Annotated in this window: 11 protein-coding genes; 5 read left to right on the top strand and 6 right to left on the bottom strand. The window is 63.2% G+C overall.

The window, feature by feature from the left end:
- Window positions 1-46 precede the first annotated feature (46 nt).
- Window positions 47-613, top strand: a complete 567-nt coding sequence (gene nudE / locus N805_RS21035; protein WP_019474031.1) for an ADP compounds hydrolase NudE — start codon at window positions 47-49, stop codon at window positions 611-613.
- The gene (cysQ, locus tag N805_RS21030; RefSeq protein ID WP_019474032.1) at window positions 610-1,428 is read left to right on the top strand and encodes a 3'(2'),5'-bisphosphate nucleotidase CysQ; all 819 of its coding nucleotides are present in this window, start codon (window positions 610-612) and stop codon (window positions 1,426-1,428) included. Before nudE ends, cysQ begins: the two co-directional genes overlap by 4 nt.
- A gap of 147 nt (window positions 1,429-1,575) precedes the next feature.
- Here the strand turns inward: cysQ and N805_RS21025 are convergent, their stop codons facing one another.
- From N805_RS21025 to rfbC, 4 genes are read right to left on the bottom strand one after another with little or no spacing between them, the layout of a single operon-like run.
- Window positions 1,576-2,031 carry a YiiD C-terminal domain-containing protein gene (locus N805_RS21025; RefSeq protein WP_019474025.1) on the bottom strand — a complete coding sequence of 152 codons (456 nt, stop codon included), beginning with the start codon at window positions 2,029-2,031 and terminating at the stop codon, window positions 1,576-1,578.
- Window positions 2,031-3,437 (bottom strand): sigma-54-dependent transcriptional regulator, encoded by a 1,407-nt coding sequence (locus N805_RS21020; RefSeq protein WP_028614137.1) that lies wholly within the window; start codon window positions 3,435-3,437, stop codon window positions 2,031-2,033. Before N805_RS21020 ends, N805_RS21025 begins: the two co-directional genes overlap by 1 nt.
- Entirely contained in the window at window positions 3,434-5,248 is a 1,815-nt protein-coding gene (locus N805_RS21015) for a sensor histidine kinase (RefSeq protein WP_028614138.1), read from the bottom strand. The genes N805_RS21020 and N805_RS21015 overlap by 4 nt, the downstream gene beginning before the upstream one ends.
- 42 nt (window positions 5,249-5,290) lie before the next feature.
- Entirely contained in the window at window positions 5,291-5,836 is a 546-nt protein-coding gene (gene rfbC, locus N805_RS21010) for a dTDP-4-dehydrorhamnose 3,5-epimerase (protein ID WP_028614139.1), read from the bottom strand.
- A 277-nt stretch (window positions 5,837-6,113) separates the two neighbouring features.
- Here rfbC and aguA point away from each other — a divergent pair, with 277 nt between their 5' ends.
- On the top strand, window positions 6,114-7,220 hold the full coding sequence (aguA, locus tag N805_RS21005; protein WP_028614140.1) for an agmatine deiminase: 1,107 nt from the start codon (window positions 6,114-6,116) through the stop codon (window positions 7,218-7,220).
- A 183-nt stretch (window positions 7,221-7,403) separates the two neighbouring features.
- Entirely contained in the window at window positions 7,404-7,601 is a 198-nt protein-coding gene (locus N805_RS30175; protein ID WP_026034717.1) for a hypothetical protein, read from the top strand.
- A gap of 132 nt (window positions 7,602-7,733) precedes the next feature.
- Here N805_RS30175 and N805_RS21000 read toward each other — a convergent pair whose 3' ends face one another.
- Window positions 7,734-9,809: a TonB-dependent receptor gene (locus tag N805_RS21000; protein WP_019471460.1), complete on the bottom strand. Its 2,076-nt coding sequence runs from the start codon at window positions 9,807-9,809 to the stop codon at window positions 7,734-7,736.
- 475 nt (window positions 9,810-10,284) lie between these two features.
- Here N805_RS21000 and N805_RS20995 point away from each other — a divergent pair, with 475 nt between their 5' ends.
- On the top strand, window positions 10,285-11,604 hold the full coding sequence (locus tag N805_RS20995; protein WP_028614141.1) for an OprD family porin: 1,320 nt from the start codon (window positions 10,285-10,287) through the stop codon (window positions 11,602-11,604).
- Window positions 11,605-11,634: 30 nt separating this feature from the next.
- On the opposite strand, the gene N805_RS20990 is transcribed toward N805_RS20995, so the two are convergent.
- Window positions 11,635-13,302 (bottom strand): FMN-binding glutamate synthase family protein, encoded by a 1,668-nt coding sequence (locus N805_RS20990; RefSeq protein ID WP_028614142.1) that lies wholly within the window; start codon window positions 13,300-13,302, stop codon window positions 11,635-11,637.
- Between the last annotated feature and the right edge of the window lie 255 nt (window positions 13,303-13,557).

Here is a 13,557-nt window from a genome sequence, read left to right as displayed (position 1 = left end):
CGGCTAGCCACGGTATAGTAACCCGTTCACGCCAAGGAGCCGCCCCATGCGCCAGAAACCCACCGTCCTCAGCCGCGAAATCGTCGCCAGCAGCCGTCTGTTCCGCGTCGAAGCCGTACAATTGCGCTTCAGCAATGGCACTGAGCGTACCTACGAGCGTTTGGTGGGCCGGGGTAACGGCTACGGCGCAGTGATGATCGTGGCCATGCTCGACGCCGAGCATGCCGTGCTGGTGGAGGAATACTGTGGCGGCACCGATGAATACGAGCTGTCGTTGCCCAAGGGCCTGATCGAGCCGGGCGAGGATGTGCTGGCGGCAGCCGACCGGGAGCTCAAGGAAGAAGCCGGTTTTGGCGCACGCCAGCTGGAGCACCTGACCGAGCTGTCGCTGTCGCCGGGCTACATGAGCCAGAAGATCCAGGTGGTGCTGGCCACCGACCTGTACGAAGAGCGCCTGGAAGGCGATGAGCCAGAGCCGATGCGGGTCGACAAGGTCAACCTGCGCGAGTTGTCGGCATTGGCCATGCACCCACAGTTCACCGAGGGGCGTGCCCTGGCGGCGCTGTACCTGGCCCGTGACCTGATGATCCAGCGGGGTCTGCTGGAGCTATGAACGACCTGCAACTGATGCACGAAGTGGTCAAGCTGGCACTGACCGCTGGCGAGGCGATCCTGCCGTTCTGGCGTGCCGACGTGGCCGTGACCAACAAGGCCGACAATTCGCCGGTGACCGCCGCCGACCTGGCAGCGCACCGGGTGATTGCCGATGGCCTGCTGGCGCTGGCGCCGCATATTCCGGTGCTGTCCGAGGAAGACTGCAATATTGCGCTGGCCGAGCGTGAGGGTTGGAGCCGCTGGTGGCTGGTCGACCCGCTGGACGGCACCAAGGAGTTCATTGCCGGCAGCGAGGAGTTCACGGTCAACATTGCCCTGGTTGAAAACGGCGAGGTGGTGTTTGGCGTGGTGTCGATGCCCACCAATGGGCGCTGCTATTTCGGTGGGCGCGGCATGGGGGCCTGGCGTGCGGATGCCGGTGAGGCAGCCCAGCCGATCCAGGTACGCAACGCACCCGCGCAGGGCGAGCGTTTTACCGTGGTGGCCAGCCGTCGGCATTCCAGCCCGGAGCAGGAAGCGCTGTTGGCCGGCCTTGGGGCTGCGGTGGGTGAGCTGGAACTGGCCAATATAGGCAGTTCGTTGAAGTTCTGCCTGCTGGCTGAGGGTAGCGCCGATTGTTATCCGCGCCTGGCGCCGACTTCGCAGTGGGACACTGCGGCGGCGCAGGGTGTGGTGGAAGGGGCCGGCGGCGAAGTGATCGGGCTGGATGGCTTGCCGTTCCGGTACCCGCCACGTGAGTCGCTGCTAAATCCGTATTTCATGGCGTTGCCCGCCAATGCTGCATGGCGCCAGGCCTTCCTGAGCCTGATCTAGCAGCACACCTCCTGTAGGAGCGGCCTTGCGTCGCGATCGGGCCGCAGCGCGGCCCCAAGGTTTCAGCTTCGCCACCGAAATTGCCGGGGCCGCTTTGCGGCCCGATCGCGACACAAGGCCGCTCCTACAGGGGCCGTGTTAGTCGCATTAGCGGTGCAGCACGTACTGGCCGCTGAATTTCACCGCAGGCTCGTCACTGCCGGCATTGCTCACCGTGGTTTCCAACGTCAACCGCGCCCGCCCACGGCGCTGGTACATGGCCAGGAATCGCTCCCAGGTCTTTTCGTCGGGCGCTGCACACCGCGCCACCGCCGCACCGGTAACCGGTAACGGATAACTGATCTGTCCTTCCTGGATAACGATGTGCCCATCATCGATCCCCAGCGCTCGCAGGCGCAGGTGCAGCCAGCCCCAGCCCACCAGCACTGCCGCGCAATACAGGCTGCCGCCAAACATGGTGCTCTTGTGGTTGACGTTGGCCGCCAGCGGCAGTTGCAGGCGCAGGGTGTGCTGCTGCCAATCGATCACTTCCAGGCCCATTTCGCGGGTCAGCGGGATGTCGCTGTGCAGTACGGACTGCAGGTACTGGCTATCGGTGTTCATCAACGGTGGTCCTCTTGATCGTCGTGCCCGCCGCTGGCGCCGTCAAAGCTCAAGCCGTGCTTGCGCAGCTTGTCGTGCAGGGTTTTGCGGGGGATGCCCAGCGCCTCGGCCAGGCTGCGCATGGAACTGTGTGGCTGGGCCAGTTCGGCGGCGATCAGCGAGCGTTCGAAGTGCTCGACCTGCTCGCTGAGGTTGCCGCTCGGCATGGGCAGCGCCGGTGCTGTCGCCGGCGGCGCCTGGCCGTCCAGGGCCAGTTCCAGGCCAAGGGCGAAACGCTCGGCGGCGTTCTGCAGCTCGCGCACATTGCCTGGCCAGGGGTGGCGCAGCAGCACGGCACGCTGGGCAGGCTGGAGGGCGTGCGGTGGCAGGCCATGGCGCTGGCTGGCGGCATCGGCGAAGTGCTGGAACAGCACCAGGATGTCATCGCCGCGCTCGCGCAGCGGTGGAATACGCAACGGCGCCACGTTCAGGCGGTAATACAGGTCGGCCCGAAAGCGCCCCTGGTCGGCGGACTGGCGCAGGTCTTCCTTGGTCGCGGCAATGATGCGGATATCCAGGGGGATCAGCTGGTTGCCGCCTAGCCGCTCGACCACCCGTTCCTGCAACATGCGCAGCAGTTTTACCTGCACATCCAGGCTCATGCTCTCGATTTCGTCGAGGAACAGCGTGCCGCCGTTGGCGAACTCGAATTTGCCGATACGGCGCTTCTGCGCGCCGGTGAACGCGCCGGGCTCATGGCCGAACAGCTCGCTTTCGACCACCGACTCGGCCAGCGCACCGGCATTGATCGCCACGAACGGGCCGTCGCGGCGGCTGGACAAGTCGTGCAGGGCGCGCGCCACCACCTCTTTGCCAGCGCCGGTTTCACCCAGGATCAGCACATCGGCGCGGGTGCCGGCCAGGGCGCCGATCTGCTCGCGCAGGCGCAGCATGGAGGGCGAATGGCCGACCAGGCGGGTGGCCAGTTGCTGGCGGTCGCTGAGTGCCAGGCGCAGGCTGCGGTTGTCCAGTACCAGGCGGCGCAGGGCCAGGGCCCGGCGCACGCTGTCGAGCAGGGCGTCTGTGGCGAAGGGTTTTTCCAGAAAATCATAAGCCCCGGCGCGCATTGCCTGCACCGCCAGCGGCACATCGCCATGGCCGGTAATCAGCAGCACCGGCAGCTCGCTGTCGCGGCCGTGCAGCTGCTCCAACAGTTGCAGGCCATCGATGCCGGGCATGCGGATGTCGCTGACCACCACACCGGGCCAGTCAGCCTCGATACGGTCGGCCAGGCCTTGGGCATCGGCCAGGGCGACCACCTTGAGCCCCGCCAGGTCCAGGGTCTGGCTCAGGGCCTGGCGCAGGTGCGGGTCGTCGTCGACCAGGATGACCTGGGCTTGGCTGTCGATCAGTGTCTCGGTGGTCATGCCGAGGGGTCCTCCGAATTGGGCAACGTAGCGCCGGGCGCGGCCACACGCAGTTGCAGGGTCAGCAGTGCGCCACCTTCCGGGTGGTTGGCCAGCAGCAGTTCACCGCCCAAGGCGCGCATCAGGCTTTCGCAGATGGCCAGGCCCAGGCCCAGGCCCTGGGTGCGGGTCTTGGTGGTGAAGAACGGCTCCTTGGCATGCTCCAGGGCCTGGCGGCTGAAACCGGGGCCGTTGTCGCGGATGTACAGGTAGACGCAGTCATCGCGCTGCTCGGCACTTAGCCACAAGCGGCGCGGGTTGGCCTTTTCGGTCAAGGCGTCGAGGGCATTGGCCAGCAGGTTGCCGAGCACCTGGCGCAGGCGGGTTTCACCGGCCTGTACCCACAAGGTCGCCTCCGGCAGGTCGCGGATCAGCTCAACGGCCATTGCCCGGCGGCGTTTGGCCAGCAGTGCCAGGGCATCGTCCAGGGCCGGTTGCAGGGCCACGCTTTCCGGGGCATGCCGGTCGCGGCGGGCAAAGGCGCGCAGGTGGGCGATGATCGAGGCCATGCGCCCGGTCAGCTCGCCGATCAGCTTGAGGTTGCCGCGGGCGTCATCGGTGCGTTGGTGGTCGAGCAGGATCTCGGCGTTTTCCGCGTAACTGCGGATGGCCGCCAGCGGCTGGTTCAGCTCGTGGCTGATGCTGGCCGACATGGTGCCGAGTACCGACAGCTTGCCGGCCTGCACCAGTTCGTCCTGGGCGCGCACCGCTTCCTGCTGGGCGTTTTCGCGTTCCAGCACGGCATTTTTCAGCCGGGTGTTCAGGCCTTCAAGGTCGGCGGTACGTTCTGCCACACGCTTTTCCAGCTCTTGGCGGCCACGGGCCTCGAAGTCGATGCGGTCGATATAGTGGCGCCGCCGTTGCATGACCAGGCCGGCCAGCAGCATCACTACCAGCAGCGTACCGGCACCGATGGCCATTACCGTTTGCACCGAGCGGTCGACCAGCATGCGCGGGGCGAGGATGCTGACCTGCCAGCCGGTTTCCTTGATGTCGCGGGTCTGGGTGATCCAGGCGTCCGGGCTGAGCACCAGCGGTTGTGGGGCCTGGGTTGGGTAGGGCTGGATGGCGATGATGGCCTGGCGCTCGGCCTCGGTCAGCGTGCGGGTAGCACGGAAGCGCCAGTCGGGCCGCGAAGTCAGGATGACCACACCATTGTGATCGGTCAGTAACAGCTGCTCGGGGGTGCGGCCCCAAAGGGTTTCGGTGTGGTCGAGGTCAACCTTGACCACCAGCACGCCAACAATACGCTCGCCGTCCCGCACGGCTGCGGCAAAGAAGTAGCCGCGTTTGGCCGAGGTGGTGCCCTGGCCGAAGAAGCGGCCCAGGTGGCCGGCCATGGCTTCGTTGAAATAGGGGCGGAAGGCGAAGTTGCGGCCGACGAAGCTGTCGTGCTTGTCCCAGTTGGACGCGGCCAGGGTGTTGCCGCTGACGTCCATCAGGTACATCACCTCGGCACCGGTCTGCTGCACGATGCCCTTGAGCAGGCGGTTGGCGTTGGTCACCGCTTCCAGGCGGAACGGGTCGGCCAGCACGCCACGTAGCGCCGGCAGGTCGCCGAGGATCTGTGGCAGCGTTTCGTAACGGTGCAGGGTGCCGAGCAGGTTGGCGACGTACAGGTCGAGGGTCTGGCGGTTCTGCGAGGCCAGCTCTTCCTGGTAATAGCGTTCGGCCAAATGGTGCAGGGGCCACAGTAAGGGGGCCAGGCACAGGGCCAACAGGGCCAGGCTGCGCCAGCGGGGACGGCGTGGGGGCGTGGGTTTTGCAATCATCACGTAAATGCGCCAGAAAAGTCTGACGCAATTATGCGCTAGTTAAGGCAGCAGTTCCGCCTCTGCCAGTGGCAGGCCGACCTTGTCCTTGTCCGACAGCAGCGGTGGCTGCTGCAGCGCCCAGTCGATGGCCAGTTGCGGGTCGTCCCAACGAATGCAGCGGTCGGCGCCCGGGTTGTAGTAGTCGGTGGTCTTGTAGAGGAACTCGGCCGATTCGCTCACCACCGCAAAACCGTGGGCGAAACCGGGGGGTATCCACAGCTGGCGGTGGTTGTCGGCCGACAGGTGCACGGCGACCCATTGGCCGAACGTTGGCGAGCTTTTGCGCACGTCCACGGCGACATCGCGGATTTCCCCGTGCACCACCCGTACCAGCTTGCCCTGGGTGTTTTCCACCTGGTAGTGCAGCCCACGCAGCACGCCCTTGATGGACCGCGAGTGGTTGTCCTGCACGAACTCGGTGCACACGCCGGTTTGCCGTGCGAACTCGCGTGCGTTGAATGCCTCGAAGAAAAAACCACGGCTGTCACCGAAAACCTTCGGCTCGATGATCAGTACTTCAGGGATTGCGGTAGGGGTGATGTTCATAGCGGCTCGCTGGCCCGTTGCCCAGTATTGACCCTAGTCGGCCTTGCCGGAAATTTCCGCGCGCAGCTGTAACAGGATGCATAAGGTGTGGCTATGGTAGACGGCAGGGCGTTCCTTACACCAGATGATCTGGAATGGGCGTCGATTGTTATCGATTTAAAGGCGCCGAGCGGCCTGAGTATCTTAGGTTTTCGGGCTTTAAATATCGATATATATCGGTTATAAATTCACAAACGCCCCAGCACACTCCGGCTCAGGGCCATCACAGAGGTCACCCATGAAAACCCTCAACTCCACGCCCCGTGCCGATGGTTTCCACATGCCTGCCGAGTGGGCTGCGCAAACCCAGGTGTGGATGGTCTGGCCGGAACGCCCGGACAACTGGCGCCTGGGCGGCAAGCCGGCGCAGGCTGCTCACGTTACCCTGGCCAAGGCCATTGCGCGCTTCGAACCTGTGACCGTCGCGGCCTCCGCCGGCCAGTACGAAAATGCCCGTCGCCAGCTCGACCAGCCGAACATTCGCGTGGTCGAAATCAGCAACGACGACGCCTGGGTGCGTGATACCGGCCCAACCTTCGTCATTAATGACCAAGGTGAAGTACGTGGTGTGGACTGGGGCTTCAATGCCTGGGGCGGCTTCGATGGCGGCCTGTACGCCCCGTGGAACCGCGACGAGGAACTGGCCGCCAAGGTGCTGGAAATGGAGCGCTGCCAGCGCTACCAGACCGAAGGCTTCGTACTGGAGGGCGGTTCGATCCACGTGGACGGTGAAGGCACCGTGATCACCACCGAGGAATGCCTGCTCAACCGTAACCGCAACCCGCACCTGAACCGCGAGCAGATCGAAGCCGTGCTGCGCGATCAACTGGCGGTCGACACCGTGGTGTGGCTGCCGGATGGCCTGTACAACGATGAAACCGACGGCCACGTCGACAACTTCTGCTGTTACGTGCGCCCCGGTGAAGTGTTACTGGCCTGGACCGATGATTCCAACGACCCCAACTATGCGCGCTGCCACGCGGCCATGGAGGTGTTGAAAAACACCCGCGATGCCAAGGGCCGCGAGTTCATCGTGCACAAGATGCCGATCCCAGGCCCGCTGTTTGCCACCGCTGAAGAGTGTGCCGGTGTCGACCAGGTGGCCGGCAGCCAGGAGCGAGACCCGTCGGTGCGCCTGGCCGGTTCGTACGTGAACTTCCTGATCGTCAACGGCGGCATCATTGCGCCAAGCTTCGACGACCCGGCAGATGCCGAAGCCAGAGCGATTCTGGCAAAGATCTTTCCTGACCACGAAGTGGTGATGATCCCGGGCCGCGAATTGTTGCTGGGTGGCGGCAACATCCACTGCCTGACTCAGCAGCAGCCGGCGCCGGTCAAGCGTTGAGCGCTGCCTGAATGAAAAAAGGCCCGTCATTGAACGGGCCTTTTTTTCGGGCGACACCCGGCGCCCAGGCTGGCATACGTTTTGTATTGTTTTCAAGTAGATAGCTCGGCTTGGCCGCGCTCTCGGATCTGTAACATTACCTACGTAGATTAGCCGCTCACGGGCCAGGGAGTACGTGTAGACATGAACGCAGCAAGTGAGTCGGCTTTGCGCCCATCGGCAGTGAATCACCAGTCGCTCAAGGTTGTGGCGAAGTGGTTGAAACACCATGGAAGCATCAGGGTCAGGACGACCGACCCACGACGTCTGCTTGCCGGGCGGTACCCTCAAGGGCTGATCAGCGAAGCAGAAATGCAGGCGCTGATGGCGGTGTGGCACTGATCGGATCGGTATTACTTGTACCGGCCTCTTCGCGGGCATGCCCGCTCCCACAGAGTCACCACATGGCTCGAAACCTGTGAAACACCTGTGGGAGCGGGCGCGCCCGCGAAGAGGCCGGTACAGCAATAAAGATCAGAAGCTGTAGCTACCCGTGACCACCAGGCTACGCGGGTCCCCGACCTGAATCTGCGCCGCACTGGTCGCCGAGCTGTAGTAGGTCTTGTCGGCAATATTGCTCAACGCCGCCCGCACATCCCAGTCATGGGTGCGGTATCCCGCCAGCGCATCCCAACGGCCGTACCCTGGCAACACCGTGGTGTTCTGGTTGTCCGCGTAACGCTCACCCACCAGCGTAACGCCGGTTTCGGCGTACCAGCCCAGCTCTGGTTTCCAGGTAACGAACAGACTGGCGTTGCGCTTGGCCACGTCGTTGATGCGGTTGCCTTCCTGGCCGTTGTTATCCTTGACGATGATCGCATCCTGCAGGCCGATGCCGCCGCGTACATACCAGTTGCCGACGATGTTGCCAGTGGCCGTCAACTCGATGCCACGCGAACGCTGCAGGCCGCTGAGCAAGATGTTATTCGGGTTTTCCGGATCACGGGTGCGGCGGTTGTACAGCTCCAGCTCGTAGACGGCCAGGGTGGTGGTCAGGCGCTGGTCGAGCCAGTCGCTTTTCACCCCGATTTCTTTCTGCCGAGTCTCTTCCGGCTTGGCGTCGTTGCCGTTGCCCGGCGCATCCGGGGTGATGCCGATCAAGCCGCCGCCCACCGGCGAGAAGGTCTTGCTCCACGAGGCGTAGAACGAATGATCACGCCATGGCGTGTAGACCACGCCCAGGCGCGGGCTGGTGCTGTTACTGTCCTGCGGTTCGCGCACGCCATCCTTGTTGGTGGTTTCCACGTCGAACTGGTCGAAGCGCACGCCAGCCAGGATTTGCCATTGATCGTTCAGGCGGATCTGGTCTTGCAGGTAAAGGCCGCGGCTATCGACCACAGTGTGGTTGTTACTCGACAGCGCCAGTGTGCCACTGTGCTGCTGGTTGCTACCGGGTTTGCCCAAGCCCGGGAGCGGCTGGCTACCAGCGCTATACAGCACAGGGTCACGCTTCTGGTTGCCGAACTCCAGGCCCAGCAGCAGCTTGTGCTCCAGGCCCAGGGTGTCGAAGTCGCCCTCGGCCTCCAGGTTGTTGAACAGGTTGCGGGTGTTCAGGTCCTGCTGCCAGCGCTGGCGGGTCAGGACATTGGTGCTGGCGTTGTAGCCCGTGACGTAGGTGTTGTCGAACTCGCTGTCGAGCTTGAACAGGCCCAGGGTGTGGCGCAGCTGCCAGATTTCGTTCAGCTGGTAGTTCAGGCGTGAGCGCAGGGACTGGGCGCGATCATCGATGTAGTCGCGCTGGTCGCCATAGGTGGTGCCGCGGCTGACGTCGGCCGGGCGGCCATTCACCCCGGGGATGCCCCGGTCGGGCGTACGGTTGTAGCGGCTGTATTCGTACTGCACCAGCCAGTTCAGGTCGGGGGTGATTTGCCAGCTGACCGACGGGGCGAACAGCTGGCGGCTGCCGTCGATACCATCGCGGAAGCTGTTGTTGTCCTGGTTCCCCATGTTCAGGCGCAGGCTGACAGTGTCGCTTGGGTCGGCGCTGAGGTCTGCATACAGGCTGCGCAGGTCTTCGCTACCGGCCTGTGCTTCGATGCTCGAACGGCGGCCCTGCTCCGGAGCCTTGCTGACCCGGTTGACGATGCCGCCCTGGCTGCCACGGCCATACAGCACCGCCGCCGGCCCCTTCAGCACCTCGACCCGCTCGATGTTGTGCAGGTCGCGGATGTACTGGCTGTCGTCGCGAATGCCGTCCAGGTAGAAGTCGTTGCTGGCCTCGAAGCCGCGGATGCGCACGCTGTCAAAGCGGGTGTCGGCGCCGCTGCTGACGTTGGGGATACCCTCCAGCGCCTTGCCCAGGGTGTTACTGCCGTAGTCCAGCACATTGGCGGTTTTCACCGTGTCGATGGCCTGCGGCACATAGCGTACCGGCGTCGAGGTGCGGGTGGCGGTGCTCACCTCCTTGACGCGCGGGTTGTCCTTTTCGCGTTCGCTGTCGGCGGTAACCGACGACTCTGGCAGCGTGGTGGTGGCGGCACTGGCCAGGCTGGCGCTGAACAACAGCGACAGGCCAAGCGTCAAGGGGGAAAGGCGGCAGGGTACAAGCATGGGCACATCCGGACCGGACAAGTGAAAAAGAAGGCGCGAATGGTAATGCTTGCTATTTACTCTTGCTTGGGTATTTGTAAAGGCTTGTCTTTACATATGTATCTCTTTGTAACAGCCTCTGCGGCCACGGTTTGCCTGCTCTCGGGAAATTGTCTGACCGATCAAAAGGCAATTTCCCACACAAGATAAATTGCCCGCTGATAGCGCAAACCTGCATGGAAATGCACCAGCTCTGCCGATAATTTTGGTTATATCAACCTGCATTTCACGACTTTTTGACATTTGTAATCGCACACGGCTAGGATTCGGCCAACGCCTGCTGGCCATTATCTTGGCCTTGCTGCTGCCGAGGGCTGCCGTGTACTTACCGGCTGGCCCACCCGGCGGGATCCGCATAGCGTCGAACCTACGAAGGGGCGTTGGTTCCTGGCGTCATAGTGCAGAGCGTTTTTGATTAAGAAATAAGGAAAACAACATGTTGAAAACCAGGATCAGCCTGGTCGCCCTGGCGATGATCGCCGCGACCCAGGCACAGGCCAATGATCAGGCCGACAGCAAGGGCTTCATCGAGGACAGCCACGCCAACGTCCTTCTGCGCAACGCCTACATCAACCGTGACAAGAAGCACGGCACCGACGATCAGATCGAATGGGGCCAGGCGGTCATCGCCAACTTCTCCTCCGGCTTCACCCAGGGCACCGTTGGCGTCGGCGTCGACGCATTCGGCCTGTACGCCGTGCGCCTTGATGGCGGCAAAGGCCACAACGGTGGCGGCGGCGTCGACTTCTTCAAGCCGCACGAAACCACCAATGCCGAAGGCAACGCCAGCTCGCCGCACAACCTGGCCCGTGGTGGTGCAGCAGTAAAATTCCGCATCTCCAACACCGTGCTGAAGTACGGTGACCAGATGCCAGCACTGCCAGTGCTGCAATACGACGATGCGCGTCTGCTGCCAGAAAGCTTCACCGGTACCCTGGTCACCTCGAAAGAGATCGAAGGCCTGGAGCTGAACGCCGGTCGCTTCACCCAAGAAGCGCGCAAGAGCGCCGAGCGCCGTGACGGTGGTGGCCTGAAGTCGATCAACGTCTTGGGTGGTAGCTACAAGTTCACCGACAACTTCACCGCTTCGCTGTACACCGCCGACAACGAAGACGTGATGAAGAAGCACTACCTGGGCTTGAACTACGTCTTCCCGATCGCCAGCGACCAGTCCCTGACCCTGGACTTCAACGGCTACAAGTCGGACATCAACAACAAGTACGTGAAAGCCGCTGGCCTGAATGGCGACTCCAACACCATCTGGAGCCTGGCAGCCACTTACGCGTACGGTGCGCACTCGTTCACCCTCGCGCATCAGCGCAGCACCGGCAGCACCGGTTACAACTATGGCTTCTACCAGAACGCCGGTGGCGTGGGTGACGGTGGTTCGACCATCTACCTGGCCAACTCGTACTGGTCCGACTTCAACGCCGAAGACGAGCGCTCCTGGCAGCTGGGCTACGGCCTGGACTTCGGTGCCTACGGCATTCCGGGCCTGACCTACAAGCTGGCCTACGTGGTGGGTGACAACATCAACACCCGCAACGTCGCCAACCCACAGGGCTTCGGCGAAGGTAAAGAGCGCGAGATCTTCAACCAGATCCGTTACGTGGTGCAGGACGGCCCGGCCAAGGACCTGTCCATCAAGCTGCGTAGCTCGTTCGTGCGTACCAACAACGCTGTACAGCAGAACGGTTACAACGACGACGGCAACGAAGTGCGCGTATTCGTCGAGTACCCAATCAGCATCTTCTGATCCTGATCTGAAGCATCGAACAGCCCTGGCTTATGCCGGGGCTGTTTCTTTTCGGCGCACGGCTTTTGCTGCAACCGGCATCAGTTCCCCCGTTTCCGGTGCAAAACTGTCGCTACGTGCCATCCGCCACATCCGCGCATAAAACTCGCTTTCAATCGAGCCACTCAGCAGTTCGCCTGGCTTGAGGAACGTGTGCAGGTCCGAAAACAGCCCGATCTCGCTGGGGCTGATGCGCCGTGCCAGGTGCTTGGGCTTAAGCTCCGAAGGGTGCTCCAGGCCCGCAGCAGCCAGCATTTCGGCCAGTGCGTGCAGCGTGTTGCGGTGGAAGCTGGCCACCCGTTCGGCTTTGTCTGGCACCACCAGGGCGCGCTGGCGCAGTGGGTCTTGCGTGGCCACGCCGGTCGGGCATTTGTTGGTGTGGCAGCTTTGCGACTGGATGCAGCCAATGGCAAACATGAAGCCGCGTGCCGAGTTGACCCAGTCAGCGCCGATGGCCAGTACGCTGGCGATGTCGAAGGCACTGACAATCTTGCCCGCAGCGCCAATGCGAATGCTGGAGCGCAGGTTCAGGCCGACCAAGGTGTTGTGCACGAACATCAGGCCCTCACGCATCGGCACACCCATGTTGTCGCTGAATTCGCGGGGGGCCGCGCCGGTACCGCCTTCCTTGCCATCAACGACGATGAAGTCCGGGGTGATGCCGGTGGCCAGCATGGCTTTGGCAATGCCCATGAACTCCCACGGGTGGCCCAGGCAGAACTTGAAGCCCACGGGCTTGCCGCCCGACAGCTTGCGCAGGCTGGCCACGAACTGCAGCAACTCGACCGGTGTGCGGAAGGCGCTATGCGCGGCCGGCGAGATGCAGTCCTCACCTACGCGCACGCCACGGGTCTCAGCAATTTCGGGGCTGACCTTGTGCCCCGGCAGAATACCGCCGTGGCCCGGCTTGGCACCTTGGCTGAGCTTGATCTCGATCATCTTCACCTGCGGCGAGCGGGCCTGTTCGGCGAAGCGCTGTGGGTCGAAACGACCGTCCGCGGTGCGGCAGCCGAAGTAGCCGCTGCCGATTTCCCAGATCAGGTCACCGCCGTGTTCACGGTGATAGGGGCTGATGCTGCCTTCGCCGGTGTCGTGGGCAAACCGGCCCATGCGCGCGCCGCGGTTGAGGGCGGCGATGGCGTTGGCGCTGAGGGCGCCGAAACTCATGGCCGAAATATTGAAGATCGAGGCCGAGTAGGGCAGGCGGCACTGCGGCCCGCCAATGGCGATGCGAAACGAGGCCGGGTCTGGCGTGGCCACCGGCAGCATCGAATGGCTGATGAATTCGAAACCGGGTTTGTAGGCATCATTCAGGGTACCAAAGGCTTTCTCGGCGCTTTCGTTCTTGGCGCGTGCATACACCAGCGAGCGCTGCGAGCGGGAGAACGGCAGCTTGTCGTCGTCGCCCTCGATCAGGTACTGGCGGATTTCTGGGCGGATGGTTTCGATCAGGTAGCGGATATTGCCCAGGATCGGGTAGTTGCGGCGCACGGCGTGGTGGCTCTGGCGCAGGTCGTTGAGCCCGACCAGGCTGAGCAGGGCAGTGATCAGTGTGATTGGCCAGAGCCAGGCGTGCTGGGGCAGCAGCGGCAGGCTGGCGAAGGTGAACAACAGGCAGATGGCGAGGCAGGCGTAGCGGCTGGGCAGAGAGTGATTCATGGGTCCATCGCAGGCAGGATGACCGGGCATAGGATAGGCAAAGGCGGGGAGGGGAAAACCTGGGTAATCGGTAAAAGACTGTTACCTGATTGCGTATTCCTGCGTTCGCGGCCCCGGTAAACCCGGCGCGGTCCCTTGTAGGAGCGGCCTTGTGTCGCGATAGGGCTGCGAAGCAGCCCCGGCGATTTATGCTGTGACACCGAAATCTGGGGCTGCTGCGCAGCCCTATCGCGACACAAGGCCGCTCCTACAGGG

The sequence above is a fragment of the Pseudomonas putida S13.1.2 genome, assembly GCF_000498395.2.
Taxonomy (GTDB): Bacteria; Pseudomonadota; Gammaproteobacteria; order Pseudomonadales; family Pseudomonadaceae; genus Aquipseudomonas; species Aquipseudomonas putida_Q.
This window is presented reverse-complemented; position numbering and strand designations above follow the sequence as displayed.

Coding starts and splice junctions, on each gene's coding strand:
- nudE (WP_019474031.1), top strand. CDS start 47: ATGCGCCAGAAACCCACCGTCCTCAGCCGCGAAATCGTCGCCAGCAGC.
- N805_RS21020 (WP_028614137.1), bottom strand. CDS start 3,437: ATGACCACCGAGACACTGATCGACAGCCAAGCCCAGGTCATCCTGGTC.
- cysQ (WP_019474032.1), top strand. CDS start 610: ATGAACGACCTGCAACTGATGCACGAAGTGGTCAAGCTGGCACTGACC.
- N805_RS30175 (WP_026034717.1), top strand. CDS start 7,404: ATGAACGCAGCAAGTGAGTCGGCTTTGCGCCCATCGGCAGTGAATCAC.
- N805_RS21025 (WP_019474025.1), bottom strand. CDS start 2,031: ATGAACACCGATAGCCAGTACCTGCAGTCCGTACTGCACAGCGACATC.
- N805_RS20995 (WP_028614141.1), top strand. CDS start 10,285: ATGTTGAAAACCAGGATCAGCCTGGTCGCCCTGGCGATGATCGCCGCG.
- aguA (WP_028614140.1), top strand. CDS start 6,114: ATGAAAACCCTCAACTCCACGCCCCGTGCCGATGGTTTCCACATGCCT.
- N805_RS20990 (WP_028614142.1), bottom strand. CDS start 13,302: ATGAATCACTCTCTGCCCAGCCGCTACGCCTGCCTCGCCATCTGCCTG.
- N805_RS21015 (WP_028614138.1), bottom strand. CDS start 5,248: ATGATTGCAAAACCCACGCCCCCACGCCGTCCCCGCTGGCGCAGCCTG.
- rfbC (WP_028614139.1), bottom strand. CDS start 5,836: ATGAACATCACCCCTACCGCAATCCCTGAAGTACTGATCATCGAGCCG.
- N805_RS21000 (WP_019471460.1), bottom strand. CDS start 9,809: ATGCTTGTACCCTGCCGCCTTTCCCCCTTGACGCTTGGCCTGTCGCTG.